17 protein-coding genes and 1 tRNA gene are annotated in these 22364 nt (G+C 27.3%); 16 read left to right on the forward strand and 2 right to left on the reverse strand.

The genetic code is table 11. The annotated features are described in order from the left end of the window. Positions 1–119 precede the first annotated feature (119 nt). Positions 120–641, forward strand: a complete 522-nt coding sequence (locus CHL78_RS00435; RefSeq protein WP_158540599.1) for a sigma-70 family RNA polymerase sigma factor — start codon at positions 120–122, stop codon at positions 639–641. Between the two features lie 13 nt (positions 642–654). Further along, on the forward strand, positions 655–1455 hold the full coding sequence (locus CHL78_RS00440) for a hypothetical protein (RefSeq protein WP_094368595.1): 801 nt from the start codon (positions 655–657) through the stop codon (positions 1453–1455). 53 nt (positions 1456–1508) lie between these two features. Here the strand turns inward: CHL78_RS00440 and CHL78_RS00445 are convergent, their stop codons facing one another. Next, positions 1509–2822, reverse strand: coding sequence for a D-alanyl-D-alanine carboxypeptidase family protein (locus CHL78_RS00445; protein ID WP_094368596.1), 1314 nt, complete (start codon positions 2820–2822; stop codon positions 1509–1511). 80 nt (positions 2823–2902) lie between these two features. Between CHL78_RS00445 and CHL78_RS00450 the strand changes: the two genes are divergently transcribed. From CHL78_RS00450 to CHL78_RS00490, 10 genes are all read left to right on the forward strand, one after another. Next, a complete protein-coding gene (locus tag CHL78_RS00450) occupies positions 2903–3589 on the forward strand; it encodes a helix-hairpin-helix domain-containing protein (protein ID WP_243446343.1) in 687 nt (228 codons plus the stop codon). An 87-nt stretch (positions 3590–3676) separates the two neighbouring features. Continuing rightward, a complete protein-coding gene (gene selD / locus CHL78_RS00455; protein WP_116041142.1) occupies positions 3677–4717 on the forward strand; it encodes a selenide, water dikinase SelD in 1041 nt (346 codons plus the stop codon). Between the two features lie 50 nt (positions 4718–4767). Further along, on the forward strand, positions 4768–6147 hold the full coding sequence (selA, locus tag CHL78_RS00460; RefSeq protein WP_243446347.1) for an L-seryl-tRNA(Sec) selenium transferase: 1380 nt from the start codon (positions 4768–4770) through the stop codon (positions 6145–6147). Positions 6148–6167: 20 nt separating this feature from the next. Beyond that, the gene (gene selB, locus CHL78_RS00465; protein ID WP_116041144.1) at positions 6168–8048 is read left to right on the forward strand and encodes a selenocysteine-specific translation elongation factor; all 1881 of its coding nucleotides are present in this window, start codon (positions 6168–6170) and stop codon (positions 8046–8048) included. Positions 8049–8187: 139 nt separating this feature from the next. Next, a complete protein-coding gene (locus tag CHL78_RS00470) occupies positions 8188–10911 on the forward strand; it encodes a sensor histidine kinase (protein WP_243446344.1) in 2724 nt (907 codons plus the stop codon). A gap of 16 nt (positions 10912–10927) precedes the next feature. Then, complete coding sequence (locus tag CHL78_RS00475; protein ID WP_094368754.1) at positions 10928–13759, forward strand: sensor histidine kinase; 2832 nt, start codon at positions 10928–10930, stop codon at positions 13757–13759. 110 nt (positions 13760–13869) lie between these two features. Continuing rightward, the gene (locus tag CHL78_RS00480; protein ID WP_094368753.1) at positions 13870–14544 is read left to right on the forward strand and encodes a uracil-DNA glycosylase; all 675 of its coding nucleotides are present in this window, start codon (positions 13870–13872) and stop codon (positions 14542–14544) included. A 275-nt stretch (positions 14545–14819) separates the two neighbouring features. Then, positions 14820–15683, forward strand: a complete 864-nt coding sequence (locus CHL78_RS00485) for a 3D domain-containing protein (protein WP_094368752.1) — start codon at positions 14820–14822, stop codon at positions 15681–15683. 159 nt (positions 15684–15842) lie between these two features. Next, positions 15843–15939, forward strand: a tRNA-Sec gene (locus CHL78_RS20600). 103 nt (positions 15940–16042) lie between these two features. Next, positions 16043–16750 (forward strand): tRNA threonylcarbamoyladenosine dehydratase, encoded by a 708-nt coding sequence (locus CHL78_RS00490; RefSeq protein ID WP_094368751.1) that lies wholly within the window; start codon positions 16043–16045, stop codon positions 16748–16750. A gap of 98 nt (positions 16751–16848) precedes the next feature. Here CHL78_RS00490 and CHL78_RS00495 read toward each other — a convergent pair whose 3' ends face one another. After that, positions 16849–17691 carry a ComEC/Rec2 family competence protein gene (locus tag CHL78_RS00495; RefSeq protein ID WP_094368750.1) on the reverse strand — a complete coding sequence of 281 codons (843 nt, stop codon included), beginning with the start codon at positions 17689–17691 and terminating at the stop codon, positions 16849–16851. Between the two features lie 199 nt (positions 17692–17890). On the opposite strand from CHL78_RS00495, the gene CHL78_RS00500 reads away from it, so the two are divergent. The 4 genes from CHL78_RS00500 (at position 17891) to holA (ending at position 22356) form a co-directional block, all read left to right on the forward strand. Next, entirely contained in the window at positions 17891–18796 is a 906-nt protein-coding gene (locus CHL78_RS00500) for a DUF2156 domain-containing protein (RefSeq protein ID WP_094368749.1), read from the forward strand. A 1-nt stretch (position 18797) separates the two neighbouring features. Further along, on the forward strand, positions 18798–19964 hold the full coding sequence (locus tag CHL78_RS00505) for a GNAT family N-acetyltransferase (protein WP_094368748.1): 1167 nt from the start codon (positions 18798–18800) through the stop codon (positions 19962–19964). 114 nt (positions 19965–20078) lie between these two features. After that, the gene (locus tag CHL78_RS00510) at positions 20079–21350 is read left to right on the forward strand and encodes a ComEC/Rec2 family competence protein (RefSeq protein WP_094368747.1); all 1272 of its coding nucleotides are present in this window, start codon (positions 20079–20081) and stop codon (positions 21348–21350) included. After that, a complete protein-coding gene (gene holA / locus CHL78_RS00515) occupies positions 21313–22356 on the forward strand; it encodes a DNA polymerase III subunit delta (protein WP_094368746.1) in 1044 nt (347 codons plus the stop codon). Before CHL78_RS00510 ends, holA begins: the two co-directional genes overlap by 38 nt. Positions 22357–22364: the final 8 nt, after the last annotated feature.

Here is a 22364-nt window from a genome sequence, read left to right on the forward strand (position 1 = left end):
ATTATGTCTTAAGAAGAAATGTATGTGCTTTTTTATTTGCAAAAATTATTGAAAATTTATGAAGTATTGTATTAATTTATACGATAAAATTAATGAATAGGAAAATATGGAGGGAATATATGAATGATTTAGAACTGATTAATAGGCTTAAAGATAGAGATGAATCAGCTTTGATAGATTTAATTGATATATATGGGGACTTGATATATAGAGCATCTAATAAAGTTTTAAATAATAAAGAACTAAGCGAGGAATGTTTAAATATTGTATTACTTAAAGTTTGGGATGGTATAGATTATTATAACGATGATAAGGGGTTATTTAAAAATTGGATATTTACACTATCAAAATATAGTGCAATAGATATTCTTCGAAAAGAGAATAAACACATATCCAATAAATTAGAACTTAAAGAATATATAAAAGATAGAAATAAGGTTGAAGATATTGTTCTTGTAAAAGAAGAAATAAGAGAACTTAACAATAATCTTAGGAATTTAAATCAAACTGAAAAAGAAATATTTATTGAGCGTTATCAAAAGGGCAGAAAGATTAAAGATATAGCTAAAAGTTTTGGTATTAATCAAAGGGCACTAAGTCTTAGAATTATGAGAATTAAGAAAAAACTAAAAAAGAGTTAAGGAGGAGTATACGATGACTTATAAAGATGAAAATAAATATAATTTTGAAATCGAAGAATTTACTGAAGATGACTTATTTGAAGAAGGATTAGATGATAAGAAAAAAGAAAATATAAAAAAAAGAATGAATACCTTATTAAAAGAATTAAAGGAAGCTAATGATGAATTTAATATAGATATATCTTTAAATGATATGCTGAGAATAAAAAATGCTATGGGTAAACAAGGTGATGAGTACGAACACGGAATAAGAAATGCTAATGTTTTAAAATATATAATTTTGAAGGTTATAGACAAGGATATAGGATATTTAAAAGATGAATTAATTGATGAACTATTTGTACCTAGTTTTATATCTTTACCAGGTGTAAATACTTCATATATTAATTATGGTGCTATATACTTCTTCAAAATATATTTAATAAAAGATAAACTTATATACTATGGAATATCTGAAAGATTTAAAATTGTTAAGATAAAAGTTATAGATATAAAAAATATAAAAACTATTGGAAAATGTGTTAAAAATAAAAAATGGTCTAATGGATTATCTTATGGTATAGATACATGTAGTGGATATATTTCTTTTATTGAAATGGACAATGGTGATATAATTTACTTAAATCACTTGAAGAATAAATATAAAGATAGTACAGTTAGATTTTTAGAAAACTTAGAAGAGATAACGGGTATAAAAGCGATAGATGAGGCATCATTAACTAAGTCAGATATATTTGTGCTAGGTGCACAGAAAACTATTGTTGTTCTACTTTTAGTATGGTGCGTATATAAGCTAATTCAGCTGTGTTTATAAGAAGAATAAAAAAGCTGTATGTAAATTTATTAAAGTTTACATACAGCTTTTATTTATCTTCTTCTTTTTTTCTTGTTACTATATATACTATTCTTTCTACGTCTATTTTTTCTTCTTACTTTTTTTCTTATAATAAGAGCTATGACTAGTACAACAATTACTAAAACTATAATCAATGCTATTTTTAAGATATTAAGTAAAGATTTATTTTCAGTTATAAAACTAAAAATACTATTTAGTTCACTTGTAGCAACTAAATCTATTTTAGCTTCTAGTTCTTTTTTATTATAGATTTCTAAGGTACCAACCTTATCTCCTTTTTTTACAGGCAGGTCAATTTTATCTAACTTAGGTTTTACAGTATAGTCACTGACACTGACATTCTTAGGTAGTACTAGCTTATAACCATGTTTAGGTTCATAGATTAGTTCCTTTTGTTTTGTAAAGCTAACTTTTTCACGTCCAACATGGTCAGCCTTATCAATTATAGTATTAGACTGGTAATTATCAAACCCATAGTCTATTAAAGTTCTTGAATCCAAGTATAAATCATCTCCGACACTTTTAAACACTGCGGAAATGACTCTCATATTATTTTTTACAGCACTAGATACTAGACATTTTCCTGCATCATCAGTAAACCCAGTCTTTATACCGTCAACGATATCATATTTAATATCTATTTGTTGCCCTTTGTAATTTATCTTATCACTAGATTGTAAGAACTTGTTAGTATTTACAAAATGTCTTTCATAAGGATAAGCCTCTGTACCTGGATACTGAATACGTTCAGTTTTAACAATCTCTCTAAAGACATTATTACTCATAGCCTCTCTTGACATAAGTGCCATATCATAAGCTGTTGTAAAATGATTTTCATCTGGTAAACCATGAGGATTATTAAAGTGCGTATTCTTTGCACCAATTGCTTTAGCTTCCTCGTTCATTAATTTAGCAAATTCTTCGATTGAACCACTAACGTAGTTTGCTAGCACTTCTGCTACATCATTAGAAGAATGAACCATTAAAGAATAAAGTAAATCTTTAACTGTAAAAGACTCTCCATCTTTTAAGTACATACTAGAACCTTCCACTGCAGGCAGGTTTTCCATAGTAATAACAGTATTCAAATCAGGTACTTTTTTCAATACTATGTATGCTGTCCACAATTTAGTAGTAGACGCTGGATAAAGCTTTTTATGGCCGTTTTTATCATATAGAACCTTACCAGTCTCGTAGTCTAATAATACTGCATACTGTGCAACCAATGAGGGCTCATTATTATCTGCAAAAGACAATTTTGATGAACCTAAAAATGTGGTAAAGGTAATAAGAAATGCCATTAAAAGGGATAAAATTCTTTTCATTGCAATCCTCCAAATTTTTAAACTTATATTTTAGTATAACATATTTTGGTCAATAATCAAAAGAAAGGAGTGATTATTATTTGAAAAAGTTAGCCAAATTAGGCGTGTTTGGAACTATATTATTGGTATTAATTGGGATAATTATACTAAAGAGTGATTTTTCATTAGGTGAAAAAGTTTATATTGTAAGCGAAGAAGAAAATAAAAATGAAGATAAGGAAGAGATGCTTAATATTAATAATAATGATATTGATAAAAATAATAGTGATATTGTAAAAAAAGAAGACAATGTAGATGAACAAGAAATTGAAAGTCCAAAAGGAATAACTATATACATAAGTGGTGCTATAAAAAACCCAGGCATATTAACTATAGATAAAGAAAAAAGATTATACGATGCAATAGAGGAGCTAGGTGGGGTTACTGAAGAAGCTGATTTAAATAGAGTAAATTTAGCATTGAAGCTTAGCGATGAACAACACTACATAATACCTAAAATAGGGGAAGAAATCCAGGTAGCTGATAATAGTGTTCAAGGGTCAACTACACAAGAAAGTAAAAACAATCAAAGTAAGATTGTTAATATTAATTTAGCAACATTAGAAGAACTTGATAGTCTACCTGGAGTAGGTGAAGCCACTGCAAATAAAATTATCAATTATAGAGAAGAAAACAGTTCTTTTAAATCAATAGAAGAGATAAAAAATGTAAATGGAATAGGTGATAAAAAGTATGAAGATTTGAAAGATTTAATTTGTACAAACTAACAACTTATAACTATAATATATATTTAATAAAATATGAGAAATATGTTATTATAAATATGTATATGTCATAAATAAGGAGAAAAAATTATGAGCACTTTTAAGAGACTTACTGAATTGACAACTTCAGGTGGATGAGCGGCTAAAATAGGTCCAGAGGTTCTGGCTTCGGTTTTATCTCAACTTCCAAAGAATGAGAATACAGATAAGTTATTAGTAGGATTAGATACAGCAGATGATGCTGCTGTTTATGAGTTAAATGATGAAATGGCATTAATACAAACTTTAGACTTTTTCACACCGATGATAGATGATCCGTTTGTATTTGGTCAGATTGCTGCCTCAAACTCTCTGTCAGACGTTTATGCTATGGGAGGAAAACCATTGGTAGCAATGAATATAGTATGTTTTCCATCGTGCCATGATATGGATGTATTGGCAGAGATATTAAAAGGTGGATTTGATAAAGTAAAAGAAAGTGGAGCGCTTTTAGTAGGTGGACATACTGTAGACGATAAAGAGCCTAAGTACGGTCTTTCGGTATCTGGGATAGCGCATCCAAAGAAAATACTTTCAAATGCCACAGCAAGACCAGGGGATAAGCTAATACTTACAAAGCCGATAGGAGTAGGCATACTTAATACTGCTATGAAAGAAGGTTTAGTAAGTGAGGAAATAGGTAAAGTTGTAATAGAAGTAATGATTCATTTAAACAAATATGCGGCAATGAGCTTTGATAAGATAGAAGTAAATTCAGTTACAGATATAACTGGATTTGGGTTACTTGGACATGCTATGGAGATGGCTAAGGCATCTGACGTAAGTATAGAAATAGATTCAAAAGAAGTTCCTATTTTAGAAGGAGCAATAGACATGGCAAATATGGGAATTATACCAGCGGGAATGTATAGAAATAAACAATATATTTGTGATGATGTAGAGATTAACTCTGTAGAAACTGCAATTGAAGATATATTATATGACCCTCAAACATCAGGAGGTCTATTAGTTTCTGTTAAAGAAGAGTTTGCAGAAGAGCTTATTAAAGATATGAAAAAGAACGGCTCTTTAGAAGCTAAAATAATAGGGCAAGTAATAGAAAAAAAAGAAAAATACATAAGCGTTATATAATAATAGTAGAGGGAAGAGTGATTGTTTTGAATAAAAGAGAATTATTTGCAATGTTACCCTCAGTTGATGAGGTATTGGGGGATAAAAGAATAATAGAGTTGCAACATGAATATCCAAGGTCGTTAGTACTAGATTCTATTAGAGAGATAATAGATTTAAAAAGGAAAAATATTGTTTCATTAAAAGAAGATGATATGAGTGGGTTTTCAGTAAAACTTGATGAAATAATAGAAGGTGCTATAGAAAGAGTAAGAATAAATTACTCTTTATCTTTAAAAAAAGTTATTAATGGTACAGGAATAGTAATACATACTAACCTAGGTAGATCTTTGCTTAGTGAAAGTATTAAAGACGAATTATGGGATGCTGCTTCTAGATACTCAAATTTAGAATATGACATTGAAAATGGAGAAAGAGGATCTAGATACTCGCATTTAACGAAGATAATAAAAAAACTTACAGGAGCAGAGGATGTTTTAGTTGTTAACAACAATGCTGCAGCTGTACTTCTTGTACTTAGCACTATGGCTAAAGACAAAGAAGCAATTGTTTCACGAGGAGAATTAGTTGAGGTTGGAGGATCTTTTAGAATACCAAGTATTATGGCTTTAAGTGGAGCTAACTTAGTAGAAATAGGAGCGACTAACAAAACCCATCTAAAGGATTATGAAGAAGCGATAAGTGAAGAAACAGGAGTTTTAATGAAGGTACACACTAGTAACTATAGAATATTAGGCTTTACTAAGAGTGTAGAAATTGAAGAGCTTGTACAACTTGGTAAAAAATATAATCTACCCGTTATTGAAGATTTAGGTAGTGGAGTATTCGTAGACGTTTCTAAATATGGATTATCTTATGAACCTACAGTTTTAGACTCTATAAAACAGGGGGCAGATATTGTTACCTTTAGTGGAGATAAAATGCTTGGTGGTCCACAAGCAGGGATAATTGTAGGTAAAAAAGAGTATATACAAAAAATGAAAAAAAATCAGCTTACAAGAGCTTTAAGAGTTGATAAGCTTACTATATGTGCCCTTGAAGCAACATTAAGATTGTACTTAGATGAAAATAAAGCAATAGAAAATATCCCTACACTTAGAATGTTAACTTACACTGAAGAACAATTAAATCAAAAAGCTAATACTTTATATGAAAAAATTAGAGAATTAAACTTAGAGGCCTCTTTAAGTATAGAAGATGGTATATCTCAAGTAGGAGGAGGGTCTATGCCGCTTGAAACAATAAGCTCAAAGGTAATAGCCATAACTCCAGATAATATGAATGTATCTTTACTTGAAAAGAAGCTAAGACTTAGTGATTCACATATAATTGCAAGAATATATGATAATAAATATGTATTAGATGTAAGGACAATATTTGAAGATGAATTTGATATAATTGTTAAAGAGCTTAAGTCAGCTTTTAATTAAGGATTAAGTGAGGGGACAAAATGAAAAACATAATAATAGGAACAGCAGGACATATTGATCATGGAAAAACTACACTAATAAAAGCTCTTACAGGTAGGGAAACAGATACTTTAGATGAAGAGAAAAAAAGAGGTATATCTATAAATCTAGGATTTACATATTTTGATTTACCAAGCGGTAAAAGAGCTGGAATAGTTGATGTTCCAGGCCATGAGAAGTTTATAAAAAATATGTTAGCAGGTGCATCTGGACTTGATATAGTAATGTTTGTAGTCGCAGCTGATGAAGGTGTAATGCCTCAAACAGTTGAACATTTGGACATACTTACATTTTTAAATATAAAAAATGGAATTATAGTACTTACTAAATCGGATACTGTAGATGATGAATTTAAAGAATTAGTAAAAGAGGATATTATAGAGAGAGTGCAAGGAACTTTCTTAGAAAACTCTGAAATAATTGAAGTAGATTCTATATCAAGAAATGGTATAAATGATCTAATGAATAAAATAGATATTATGAGTAAAGATCTTGAGGATAAGGATGAAAGTTCTCCTGCTAGACTTAATATAGATAGAGTATTTTCTATAAAGGGATTTGGTACAGTAGTAACAGGCACTTTAATAGAAGGAAAAATAAGCGTTGATGATGATTTAAGTATCTATCCTAAGGATTTAAAAACTAAAATAAGAAGTATTCAGGTTCATGGAGAAAGTGTAAATACAGCATATGCAGGCCAAAGAACAGCTATAAATATTTCAAACGCAAAGGTTGAAGATATTAATAGAGGTGATGTATTAGCATCTTTTAACTCTGTAGAAGAGGCCATGATGTTAGATGTAAAGATTTCATTAGTTAATCATAATAACAAAAACCTAAAGCACTGGGATAGATTAAGATTATACCATGGTACTAGAGAAATACTTTGTAGGGTTGTGCCTCTGGATAAAGAAGAAATTAAATGTGGTGAAAGTGGATATGCGCAGTTAAGATTAGAAGAAACTATTGTATCTAAAAAAGGAGACAAGTTTGTACTTAGAAATTACTCACCAATGGAAACTATAGGTGGTGGTGTCATTATAGATACTTCGCCAAAAAAACATAAGCGTTTTGATGATAAAGTTATACAAGCGCTACAAGTTAAAGAAAAAGGTGAGTTAAAGGATATACTAGAAGAATATCTAAAACATAATCTAAAATCTTATCCAACTATGAAAGAGATAATGAGTTATAGTGGGGATAACGAAGAAAATGTAAAACTAGCTATATCTAAACTTTTAGATGAAAATAAAATAATAGTAATAAACAATATGTATTCACATATAAACCAATATGAAAAATTAAAAGAAAGTACCTTAAATCTTTTAAATGACTACCATAAAAAATTTAGACTTAGAACGGGGATATTAAAAGAGGAAGTAAGGTCTAAGATAGAAAGTAAATTTAAGACTAAAGATATGGATATACTATTAGCTAAATTATCAGATGAGAGTTTAATAAAGGTTGTTGAAAATAAAGTCTCACTATATAATTTTGAGGTTAAATTTAATCCTAAACAAATAGAGATAAAAGATGATATACATAAGAAGTTAAAGTCATGTGGTCTAGATACATTACTAACTATTGATGAAGTTTGTTTGAATAATAATTATAAAGAAGTACTAGAAGCTATGATAGGTAATAGTGTGGAAAAACTTGATGATACATATGTTATGGATAAGAAAACGTATGAATCATCAAAAGAGATTCTTGTAAAATATCTGAATGATAATAAAGAAATAACTTTAGGTGAATATAGAGATTTGGTAGGATCTAGTAGAAAAAATTGTATGATTATATTAGAAAACTTTGATAGAAATAAAGTAACAAAAAGAATAGATAATAAAAGGATATTATTCTAGAAAAAAATAAGCTATTTCAAAAATTATATTTTGGAATAGCTTATTTTGTTGAAAAAAGTACAAATTTTCAAGAAATAGTGAGTAAATCATCTAATTATAGTATAATTAATTTAGAATTGTCTAAGGAGAGTGTAGTATATTGATATGTACAAAAGAAGGGGTAAATATAAAAGCTCAATATAAAGAGATTTTTGCTATTTTAAGTATGTTTTTTATACTAATGATAGTTATGTTTATAAGTGAAGATATACTAAGATATGGAGTACATATTCATATTTTATATGCTGTATTTCTTATATCTATGGGAGTTATTGCTATAAATACTATAAGATTTAATAAGAATAGCGTTTCTATTTTTTTAGGTATGATATTTGCTGTAACAGGAGTATTTGATATTATATACTTATTTATTATTATAAACTCAATAAATAGCATAAATACTATTAAATGGATGAGTATAATATCTACTAATATTATTTCGATACTACCTGCTATAGGTATTTTTTTTAGTTTTAACTATATAGAAAGAAATAGAGTTTCATATGTTACAACAGTATTAGTAACTATTACATCCATTGGAATTTTATTGCTTGAGTTTGTAACTGGGTATGATATTAGCAAGGTAGAAGTAAAATGGGTTGAAGTTATAGCTAGTTTAAGCGTTGTTATTCTTACATATCTCTCATTAAAAAAGTCTAAAGCTATAGAAAATGAGGAACAAAAGTATTTAAATCGAATATTAATTATTTTAGTTCTCTCTAGGATACCAATAGTACTTGGTTTTATGTTTGCAGATAGTAATGCTAAGTTTGTTGTGGCTCGAATTATAGTAAGTCTATCCATTATATATATATATAAGTACATGGTATATACAAATATTAGGAAGCCGTATGAAGAACTGAATATTATTAATGAAGAGCTGGTATACAAAAGTAAAGTACTAAAAGAAAATAATGAAAAATTGATTGAAAATTCTAAAAAAATGAGAGCATTAAAAGCACTAATATTTGAGAAAGAATCTAAATTAAGGGCGAGACTAGATGCATCATCAAACTCTGTAATAGTGTTTAGTGAGGAGAAAGAGATAATATATACAAACAAAACTTTTAATTTAGTATTTCAGGGTGGGTGCAAGGAAAATACACCTGAATATTATTTAAAAACTAATATATATGACTATGATAATCTAATTAATAATATAGAAAATGTACTTAGCACTGAGGAAAATATGAAAAGTTTTATATACTCGACAAACGATAAAGTATATCAGGCGACTTTTGCACCACTGTTAATAAAAGATGAAATAAAAGGTGCCTTATGCATCTTGATAGATAAAACTACTGAAAAAGCATTTGAAAAAGAGATTACAGAAACTAATTTAAGATATGAAAGTTTTTTAGAGAGTATCGGTGATGGAATTATAGTGCTTCAGGACAATAAGAAAATTTATATAAACAAAGCTTGCAAAAAAATATTTAAAGATAGAGTAGAAGAGATTGAGTTTTATCTAAATAGAAAAAAAGATAATAAAGAAGAGTTGTATGTAATAGATGGTGAAGCTATATATGTAGAAATGAGCTACTCAGAATATTCCAAGTATGGAAAGCACAAAACTATAATAGTAGTTAGAGATATAACTCGAAGAAAGATAGCTCAAATGAAGCTTAGAGAAAGTCAAAATTCTTATTCTAGGCTTATTGATATACTTCCGGATGGAATTTGTCTACTTAATAGGAATCTAGAAATTGAATATGCAAACCAGTCTCTTCTAAAAATAATAGGAATAAGTGATATTAATGAAATTTTAAATACTAATATAAAGAAGATATTAGATATTAACATCAGAGAAGAATATGACTTTGACAAAAAAATGAGAAAAATTTTAGATAAGAGTAAACATCTATTGTTGCTAGAAAATGAGATTATAAACAAAGACAAAAAAAGTATACAAGTAGAAATAAATGCACTTCCATTTGAGTATTCAGAAAGCAAAAATATAATGCTTATAATTAAGGATATTACTCATAAGAAAGATTCAGAAAAAGTTGAGAGAGAGCTGTTAGATAGATTGAATACGGATAAAGTGAAGACGGAATTCTTCGCTAATATGTCTCATGAACTGAAAACACCACTAAATGTTATCTCAAGTGCTAATCAGTTAATAGATTCATTTTATCAAAATGGAAAAGTAAAAGACTACAACGATAATATAAAATCTCATATAGATTTAGTGAGGCAAAACTCTTATAGGCTTCAAAGGCTAATAAATAATATTATTGATTTAACCAAAATGGAATCGGGATATTATAAACTAATGCCAGGTAAGTATAATATAGTGTCTATCATTGAAGATTTATTTATGAAGGTAGAAAACTATGCTAGCAAAAAAGATATAAGCATAATATTTGATACAGAACTAGAAGAAATATATCTACAAGTAGATAAGTATCAAATAGAAAGAGCAATGCTTAATTTACTTTCAAATTGTATAAAATTTACACCTAATGGAGGTAAAATATATTTAAATATATATGATAGAAAAGAAAATATTGTAGTTAGTGTAAAGGATACAGGCGTTGGGATTCCAAGGGGAAAATTAGATATTATATTTGAGGAATTTACTCAAGTTGACACTACACTTTCTAGAAATACAGAAGGTAGTGGTATAGGTCTTGCAATAGTTAAAAATCTGGTTAAGTTACACGGTGGAAAAATAAAGGTTATAAGTGAAGAAAATAGAGGAACCGAATTTTTGATAAGTCTTCCTGTAGAAAGTATAAACGGTGGACATAGTCAAGAAGACCGAAGTATATATAATATTGATGAAGAAATAAAAGTAGAGTTTTCAGATATATACTATTAAAGTTAGGAGATAAGGTATGGATAGTTTAAACTTAAGAGAAAATAAATCTAGAAAATACTTAGATTTATTTTATGTAGTTGTGCTTTTATTATTGCTTACAGTAAACTATATAGATTCAAAATCCTACAGCTTTATAATTATAATCACTAGGAGTTCTTTAATAACTCTCATATTTATTTTAGTCAATAATAGAAGAGAAGATAGGTATAGCTATATATATTTTATTGGAATAGGATATATACTATCTAATATATTTGATATCTTGGTAATTATAGCTTTTACAAAACCAATAATTATTACTGATGCAAACATAATAATGAATTTACTAGAGATATTTTCCTTATTGTTTGCTATAAAATATCGACTAAATAAGATTGAATCTAATGATACATATAATAGTATACAAGTTAAAGGTTTTGTGTTATTTACATCATTGATATTATTTTTACTAGCTGACATAGAAATCTTTAACTTTGATAGTATCTCGATATCTACTTCTGATATAGTGATTGTAATTAGTATATTGATTGTAGTGTATACAATAAAGCAATGTAAGTATTATGTTAATAGTAATAAATATGGAATCGATAGGATTAAAGATATAAATAAAATTTTAATATTAAAGATAGTTTATCTTATATATATTCTGTTTACATCAAAGATAGAGCTTAGCAGTAATATACAAAGAACTGGTATGGAGATGCTAGGAATTACTCAAATTTATTTAGTATATAAAATAATAATTCATACAAGCATAATAGATCCATATGTAAAGATAATAGATGTAAATAAAGAAATAGATAGACAATCTAAGTTGTATGAGGGAACAAATTCTATATTGGAAAAAATGGATAATGTACAGTTAGAAATTAATAAAAAAATTATTTATAAAGATGATTTTCTTGATTCTATTTTAAAATCCACACCAAATGGATGGGGTATATTTGATGAAAGTCTAAACTTGATTTATTCTAATCCGGTCTTCAAAAATATATTAAACTATGAGGATGATATTATTTATTCTATAGATAAGAATGTAATAAATAGTAAAGATTTTAAACAAAATATAGCAAAAGTATGTCGAGAAAAGATAAACATAGAAAATGAAATAGAAATTAACAATGGAAAAGTATACAAGTGTTCATACCGATACTATAAAGAGTATGGAGGATGTATTTGTATATTACTAGATATAACTTATGAAAAATCTATATTAAATTACTTGATGGACTTAAAGGAAGAATATGAAGATTTAATAGTAAATATAAAAAGGCCTGTCTTTATATGTGATGAAAATGATAATTTGATTAAGTCTAGTAAATTCTATGAGGATATATTTGATTCAGATATACTATACATAAGTAGAGAATTTGAAAAAAATAATGAAAATAAGTCTATAAAATATAAGATTCATCCTGAAGATATTGAAATGTGCAAATTTGTAAAGCGTATTAATAAAAAAGCAAAAGATGAAGATGAAATTTACAATAATGGTTTCTTTAGGTATAGGGTAATAAATAAATATGGAGAAGTGCGTTGGCTAGAATCTAATACAACAATAGATTATGAAGATGATAAAAGATACACTATAATAAGTTATAGTGATATAACCAAATACATAAAAACTAGAGACTATTTAGAAAAAACACAGAATATGTATAAAGACCTTTTAGATAGTATACCAGAAGGAATATATTTAGAAGACTTAGATACAGGTAGATATATGTTTGTAAATGAAAAGTTTATGAATATATTTAGTGTTGACAAGGATATAAATAAAGATGACTTAGGAATATGTAGACAAGATTTGATGAGTATACATTCAGAATATGAGCACGTAGTAGATGAAAGTATAAGTACTATAAAAGAAAATAAAGTTTTTAACTATGTTAACCTTAAATACTTAGATGTTAACGGTAAAACTATAGATGCTAATGTTGCGAGTATTCCTTTTAAAGTAGGTAATAAAACACTAAAGCTTACAATAATCAAAGATATGATGGATATAAAATATTTAGAAAGCTTAAAAAGTCAAATACTAGAGAGTAAAAAATATGATCGTCTAAAAATGGAATTCTTTATAAATATGTCTCATGAGTTAAAGACACCTTTAAATCTAATCTTTACAAGTACTCAGCTTTTAGAAAATCTATATAATAAAGAAAAAATATCATCTTCAGGTAGCCACTTGAAAAATCATATAGAGTTAACTAAGCAAAATAGTTTTAGATTACTTAAGATAATAAATGACCTTATTGACTTTACTAAGATGGAATCTGGATTCTATAAGATTCGTATGGAAAGCAAAGATATAATTCTGGCTGTAGAGGATATTGTTATGTCTGTTGTAAGTTATGCACAAAGCAAAGACATAAGTCTTATTTTTGATACTGATATAGAAGAATTAATTATGAATGTTGATGTAAATGCTATTGAAAGAATACTTCTTAATATATTATCCAATGCAATCAAATTTACAGATTTAGGAGGTAGTATATACGTAAATATATACTATAAAGGTGATAAAATTGATGTTGCCATTGAAGATACTGGTATAGGAATTCCTGAGGATAAAATAGACTTTATATTTGAAAGATTTAATGATGTAAACAAAGGGTTTATAGGCAATGTATATGGAAGTGGTATAGGTCTATCTATGGTAAAATCAATAGGAAATCTAATAGGTGCGGATGTAAAAGTAGAGAGCGAATATGGAAAAGGAACTAAATTTACAATAAGCTTAAGTATTAATAATGATGGGATAGTAGAATCTATAGAAGAATACAAATATGAGAAGACATCAAATGTAGAAAGATTGACTGTAGATATGGCTGATATATATAAATAAAAAAGGTGATATGCCTCTTTTATTTTTATAATGAACTATTAGGATAAAATAGAAAGAACTAAGTATGGATATAATATCTTACTAATTAATAAATGAAAAGTAGGTGCATCATGGTTAATTTAAATAATGATTGGGATAAATTATTAGAAGCGGAATTTAAAAAAGAATATTATTTAAATTTAAGAAGTTTTCTTATTGGAGAGTATGAAAATAATATTGTTTACCCGAGTATGAATAATATATTTGAAGCGTTGAAATGTACGTCTTATAAGAATACAAAAGTACTTATATTGGGTCAAGATCCATATCATGGAGAAGGACAGGCTCATGGTATGGCATTTTCAGTGCAACCTAGTATCAAGACTCCCCCTTCTTTATTAAATATCTACAAAGAGTTAAGGGATGAGCTAGGATGTTTTATACCTAACAATGGATACTTAATGCCTTGGGCAAAACAAGGGGTATTACTCTTAAATACGGCCTTGACAGTAAGAGCTAATGAGGCAAACTCTCATAGTAAAAAAGGATGGGAGACATTTACAGATAGGGTGATTGAGATTTTAAATCAGCGAGAAGATCCTGTTATCTTTGTGCTATGGGGAGCAAATGCACGTAAGAAAAAAGAACTAATAGATACTAAGAGACACTATGTATTAGAGGCTCCTCACCCAAGCCCGTTGTCTGCAAGTAGAGGTTTTTTTGGGTGTGGTCACTTTTCAAAGATTAATAGTATTCTTGAAGATCTAGGAAAAAATCCTATTGACTGGCAGATACAAAATATATAATTAGGTGTTATAACTTTTAATACTTAATGGATTTACAAAAATATATATTATGAAGTAGTATTAATGATTATGAATATGAACTGAAAAATGAATAAAAAGTAACAAAAATATTACAGAATAAAAATGTGCTTAAATAGTTGGAATGACTAATTAGGCACATTTTTTATTTTTTGTCAAGTTGACAATGTCTATAAAAATAGTTACAATTTAGTTACAGGAAGTGCGAATTATTCAAAATTATTATAGATTATACAAAATATATAGGAGGAAATATTATGAACTTGAAAAATAATAAAAAAATAGTAGTCTCGGCCCTGGCCACAATAGTATCTATAGGTATCATAGCAGTAAGTTATTCTGTACTTAATAAAAAAGTGACTTTAGTGGTAGAGGGTAAGGAACAGAATCTATCTACATTTAAGTCAAATGTTAAAGATCTTTTAGAAGAACAAAATGTATCATATGACGGAAATGATATAGTAAGTATTGCATTAAACTCAAAATTATCAGATGGAATGAAAATAGAAGTTATTGATGTAAAAGAAGAAACGGTAAAAGAATATCAAGAAATTCCATATGAAATAGAAGTTGTAGAAGATAAGGAATTATTAAAAGGAAATACTAAAGTGGCTCAAGAAGGACAATCGGGTAAAAATGAGCTAGCTTACAAGATAACATATCATAACGGAAAACAAGTAGAAAAGAAATTTATCAATGAGGTTGTAGCAGTTAAGCCTGAGAATAAAATAGTTAAAAAAGGTACTAAGGTTGAAGTTGTTGAAGTTAAAGTTGCATCATCTAGAGGTGAGAGTACAAGACAAAATGCTACGACGACTAGTGCATCTACAAATAACTCAAGTAGTGATTCAAAAGGTAAACATATGAAAGTTGTTGCTACTGCTTATACAGGGGATGGAATAACATCAACTGGAACAAAACCTAAATGGGGAACTATAGCAGTAGACCCTAGTATTATACCTTACGGAACGAAGGTTTATATACCACAATTTGATATGACATTTATAGCAGAAGATACGGGTGGTGCTATAAAAGGAAATAAAATAGATATATTTATGAATGATGAAACTACAGTTTATAACTGGGGAAGAAAGACTATAGATATATATATAGTTGGATAAGTCAATCTAGTGTAAAAATAAGTAGCTATAATATTAGCTACTTATTTTTATATATAGATTTTTTTTATAATGATTACAATAAATATAAAAAAAATCTATAAAAATATTGTAAAAAGTAGATAAAAGTGGTAATATAAGTATGTAAATAAATTATATCACGGGGGTGGATGGGTGCTGGTGTGCCCTCTAGTCTTCAAAACTAGTATGAGGGGTTAAGAGCCTCTTAGGTGGGTTCAATTCCCACGCATTCCCGCCAATATTAAAAAGAACTCAATAGGGTTCTTTTTTTAATTATAATAAAAGAACTTAATTAGGGTAATTATAAAATAAAATAAATAACATGAGGAGCATGAATATAGATGGAAAAGAATTTTACAACTAGAACAAGTCTTATTATAGGTAAAGATGGAGTTGAAAAGTTAAAAGAAGCAAACGTAATAGTATTTGGAGTTGGAGGCGTAGGTAGTTTTGCAGCGGAAGCTATTGCTAGGGCTGGAGTAGGAAGTATGACAATTGTAGACTTTGATGACGTTGATATTACTAATATAAATAGACAATTACCGGCACTTCATTCTACTGTTGGAAAATATAAAGTAGAAGTTATGAAGGAAAGGATATTAGATATCAATCCTGATATAAACATTAAAGCGATAAAGGATGTATATAATAAAGAAACTAGTGAAAAAATACTTATCGAAGATTATGATTATGTTGTAGATGCAATAGATATGGTAACATCAAAAATACACTTGATAGAAACTTGTAAAGCTAAAAATTTAAATATAATAAGTTCTATGGGTATGGGTAATAAATTAGACCCGACTAAAATAGTAGTTACAGATATAAATAAAACTCATACATGTCCTTTAGCAAAAGTAATTAGAAAAGAACTTAGAGATAGAAAAATAAAAAAACTAAAAGTAGTATACTCTACTGAGCAACCTGTGGAATTAAAGGAAAAAATAATGAATGGGAAAAAAATTACCCCAGGAAGTATATCATTTGTTCCGTCTGTTGGTGGATTAACTATAGCATCAGTAGTGATTAATGAATTATTAAATAACTAATATATTACATAATAAAAAGTCTCAAATTGATTGCTTACCATTGAGAATAATATAAAAGAGCTATTATATAAAATAACAGTTCTTTTATATTATTTGTACTAACCCGTATTATCAATCTTATATTTTTTCTTTGTGAAAATTCTAGACCCATCGCTATAAAATACTATATCTCCAAGTGAATCGGTTCTATAAATTAATATATCTTCATTTCTTAAATTATCGAGTGTCTTTTTATGAGGATGTCCATATTGATTTTTATATCCACAAGATATGGCAGCTAGATCAGGGCTGATACTTTCAAGAAACTCTACGCTAGTAGAAGAACTACTCCCATGGTGACCAACTTTCAAAAAATCTACATCGTTTAAATTATAAGCGCAAATAATATCTTTCTCATTTGGAATCTCAGAGTCTCCAGTAAATAAAAAAGTTTTATCATTGTATATTAAGTTGAACACTATTGAATTTAAATTATTATCAGTTTGTATATAAGATGGATTTAAAACATATAAAGAAATATCATCTTCAATTTTTATTGAATCATCCTTGTAAAGATACTCAATATTTAAATTCTTATTATTGCACGAAGTAATTAGGTTTGAATAAGATGTGGTATCGGTACTTTGCTCAGGCATATAAAACTTTTTTATATCATAGTTATCTACAATATAGTCAAGGCTGCCTATGTGATCACTATCAGGATGTGTAGAAATTACCATATCAAATGATTTTATTTTTTGCTTTTTTAAATAAGATTTAATGATATGTTCACTGTCTTCAGTTCCTCCATCTACTAATATATTTTTTTTATTAGGTGTTTGAATTAGAATACTATCTCCCTGACCTACATCAATTATGTGTATAGCGAGTAATTGTTTTTTGTCACAGCCGGAAAAAAGTGGTATTATAATTAGTATTAATATAACTAATTTATTTTTCAACTAGAAAATACCTCCATTTCAATATGTGTTTATATAAAATACAATATGGGTAATATAAATATGTGAATCATGATATTTTATATTTTTAACAAAAATTTACAATGTAATTCAAACGTAGGAATTATTTAGTTTAAATTAATGGAATATATAGATTTGAAGAATATAATAAAATACAGTATAAATAATACAGGAGGACCTTATGTTTTTTAAGAATATTGACGAGAATTCCAAAAAGGAATTAGATCCATATTTTAATTTAGTAAATTATGAAGCTTGTGAGTACTGCTTTAGTACTTTATATATGTGGCAACATGCCTATAAGACTGGATATTATATAGGAGATGATTTTGCTGTCTTAGTAGGAGAATATGAAGGAGATAGTTTCTCTATACTTCCATTAGCAACAGAAGAAAATTTACCTAAAGTTATAGACTTTGTGTTAGATTACTTTGGAAAAGAAAATAAAAAGATATACTTTAGAGGTGTAACAAAAGAAGTAGTTGAATTTTTACAAGAAAATTATCCAGGAAAATTTAGCTATACAGAAGAAAGAGATTTATTCGATTATGTATATGACGCGGAAAGTTTAAGAACTTTAGCAGGAAGAAAAAATCAAAAGAAAAGAAATCATGTAAACTACTTCTTAAAAGAGTATGATGGAAGATATGAGTATAAATTATTAAGCAAAGATGCATTTGAAGATTGTCTAGAGCTAATTAATACATGGACTAGTAATAAAGAAGAGAATGATGATTTCGATGAAGGTATGGATGATGAACTTCTTGGAATTAAAAAAGTATTTAAAAACTATGACATTATGAAAGATAAAATTAAAATAGCTGGTATATATATAGATGGAAAACTTGAAGCATTTACAATTGGAGAGCTTTTAAATGATAACATGGCTGTTGTTCATATAGAAAAAGCAAATCCTAATATAAGAGGCTTATATCCATTTATTAATCAACAGTTTATAACCAATGAATTCAAGGATGTTGAGTTTGTAAATAGAGAAGAAGATTTAGGAATAGAAGGACTTAGAAAAGCTAAACTATCTTATCACCCAGTTCGTTTTGTAGAAAAATATACTGTTAGGGAGGCATAAGATGAATATTAGATATGCCAAAGATAATGAGATAAATAGTATAAAAGAAATATGGAGCTATTGTTTTAATGATGGTCCAAGATTTATGGATTATTACTTTAATAATAAATATAGCAGAGGTAATACTGTTGTAGTTGATGAACAACAAGAAATAGTTTCATCTCTACAATTAAATCAATATCAAATAATGTTAAATAATAAAGTGTATGATACATCTTATGTGGTTGGTGTATCAACTTTTCCTCAAGTAAGAGGGAGAGGATATATGAAAAATATAATGAAATTTACGCTAAGTGAGTTATATAGTAAGGGTCAGTTAGTATCAATACTAATGCCTATAGACTATAGGCTATATAGAAAATATGGCTATGAACATTGCTATGATCAAATAGAATATAATATTGATATAGAAGACTTGAAAAGATTTAGTGTGAGTGGAAAGATGCATAAAGTAGATGAATCTCATATAAAAGATATGATTGATATAAATGATTACTTCTTAAGTGATATAAATGGAAATACAGTTAGAGATGAATCTTATTATAAGGTTTTATTTGAAGAGATAAAAAGTGAAGATGGTCATATTTATATACACGAGGATAATGGGTATGAAGGGTATATTATATATTTCTTAAATAACGATACAATGTTTGTAAGAGAAATTTTTTATAAGAATATAGATTCATTAAAGACTATGCTAAAGTTTATATATAATCATAATACTCAATGTAGAAAAGTTACTATATCAGCTCCTATAAATGATAAACTAAGGTTTATATTAGATAATCCAAAGACTTGTGAAATTAAAATTAAGCCATTTATGATGGGAAGAATTATAAACATAAAAGGTTACTTAGAGAGTTTAGAACTAGCAAGTGATATAAATTTATCTTGCAATATATTTATAGAGGATGAATTTATAGAAGAAAATAATGGAGTCTTTAAAATTGAAATTGAAAACGGAAAAGTAAGTGTAGAAAAAGTTGATGAAAAGTATCATTTATTCTTTAACATAAATACTATTACTCAATTATGTTTTTCATATATAGATATAAATGAAGCTATTGTCATAAATAATATGAATAAGGATTATAGAGATAGCGAGATAATAAAAATATTTGAAAAGATATTTACAAAGAAAAATAATTACATAAATGAATATGTATAAAAATATATAAACTAAAAGCTATGAAAGTAGAAGATGATTTCTACATTCATAGCTTTTTTAGTTTAAAAAATAAAATTTTGAAGATAATGTAAATAAAAAATATTAGGAGATAAGATGAGAAGACCGTTACTAATAATATTTATTATTGTCTTATTTGTGGGATTTATATACACCAACAAGGCTGACTATGATAATTTGCAAGATGATAAAATGATAGCTATAGAGGGCTTGGTGAAAGAAAAAAATGAAAAAGGAAAATATAATCAGTATAAAGTAGGACAATATTTAGTTAATGACTATAGCAAAAAACATAATTTAAAAGTAGGTCAGATTGTTTTTATAAAAGGTAAAGCAAAGAGTTTAGATAGTATGAATTTTAAAGACTTTGACTATGGGAAGTACGTAAGAAGTATAGGATGTAAGGGAATTTTGTATTTAGAAGAATATAAGATTTTAGGTAATAATATCTTATATACATATATCGAAAAAATTAAGACTTACTTAATAGAAACATCGAGATACTTATATAAATACAATTCTGATTTCATGAATTCCTTGTTATTAGGTGAGAAATCAAGTTTAAGTGATGAGCAAAAAGAAGTATTTAATAGAACTGGTACAAGCCATATTATAGCCATCTCTGGACTGCATACAGGAATATTATGTACACTTGTAGTATTAATAATAAGAGGAATGAATAAATTTTATAAGTTAATATTGCTATTAACTATAATGACTTTCTATTCAATAATGGTTGGAAATTCACCATCTATTATAAGATCTATAGCTTTTGTAATAACATTATATATTGCAGTTTTTCTAGATAAAAAGAAAGATAAAATATCTATATTATCATTAATTGGAATCTTTTTAGTAATAAATAACCCATATATTTTATATAATGTGAGTTTTCAATTGTCTTTTATGGCTACATTGTCTATAATATATTTCTATGGTTATATTAATAAGATTATTAAGATCAAGTTAATATCTTTAACAATAAGTGCAAATATACTAACTTTACCCATAATATATTATAATTTTAAAGCAGTAGCAATGTTATCTATAATTGGAAATATTATTATAGTTCCTTTTATTGCTATTATAATGTACTTAAGTATATTAAGTTTAATTATTTTTAAGGTAAATATAATATTAGCAAAATTAATAGCCTATGTTAATACAACTATATTTAATAGTATATACTTTTTACTAGAGGTTGTTAGCAATTTAGAGTTTGCTTATATAGAAGTAAAAGACCCTAGTATACATTGTGTTGCAATTTATTATACAGTAATGTTTTTATATATGAGCTACAAAGAATTAAAAGTTATGAAGGAGCAAGAGAATGGACTACAAGGATATTATAAAGAAAATGAAGGATAGAAATTTTGAACAGATGTATCTTTTTTATGGAAGAGAGTATTATCTTATAGAAAATGCGCTTAAGGTATTTAAAGAGAGTTTGAACGAAGGTATGATAGACTTTAACTTAGATACTATAGATGGAAAAGAGACTGTTTTAGATACCATAATAAGCTCTATAGAGACACTTCCTTTTATGGATGATAGAAAGATAGTGATAATAAAAGATTTTGAATTATTAAAAGGAAAAAAGAAGAACTTTAATGATAGCGATGAAAAATACTTTATAGATCATTTAGATAATATCCCAGAAACTACAGTGTTAGTATTTGCTGTTTATGGAGAAATTGATAAGAGGAAATCTTTAGTAAAAAAGATAAGCAAAAATGGAGTAGTATATAATTGTGACAAATTATCTGACATGGATTTATTTAAGTGGGTTAAGAAAAAGTTTGATTCTAACAATGCAATAATAGATAACTCACAGGTTATGTATTTCATAGACCAAGAAGGTTACAGAGATAAGACTAGTGAAAAAACTTTATCTGACCTAGAGAATGAAATAAAGAAAATTAGTTCATTTGTAGGAAGAGAAAACACTGTAACTAAAGAAGTAATAGATAAATTATCTCAAAAAAAAGTAGAAAATGATATCTTTAAGTTAATAGATTATATAGGAGAAAAGAATTCGTCTAATGCTATTAGAATCTTAAATGATATGATACATGAAGGAGAATCTGTACTTGGAATATTTGCTATGATAGTAAAACAATTTAAAGTTGTTATGCAGGTTAGGCAATTACAAGTAGAAGGATATACTACAAAGGTAATATCAGAAAAAATAAAGGTACATCCATTTGTAGCTGGTAAAGCTTTAAAACAAGCTAATAATTTCTCAGATGATATAATAGTAGATATGTTAAATTATATACTAGAGAGTGATTATAAAATAAAAAATGGATTAGTTAGAGATACGCTAGCTATAGAAATGCTGGTGACTAAATACTGTCAAAGAAAGATTGGTTAAAATGAATA

This window comes from Romboutsia weinsteinii, from assembly GCF_002250835.2.
Classification (GTDB): Bacteria; Bacillota; Clostridia; order Peptostreptococcales; family Peptostreptococcaceae; genus Romboutsia_A; species Romboutsia_A weinsteinii.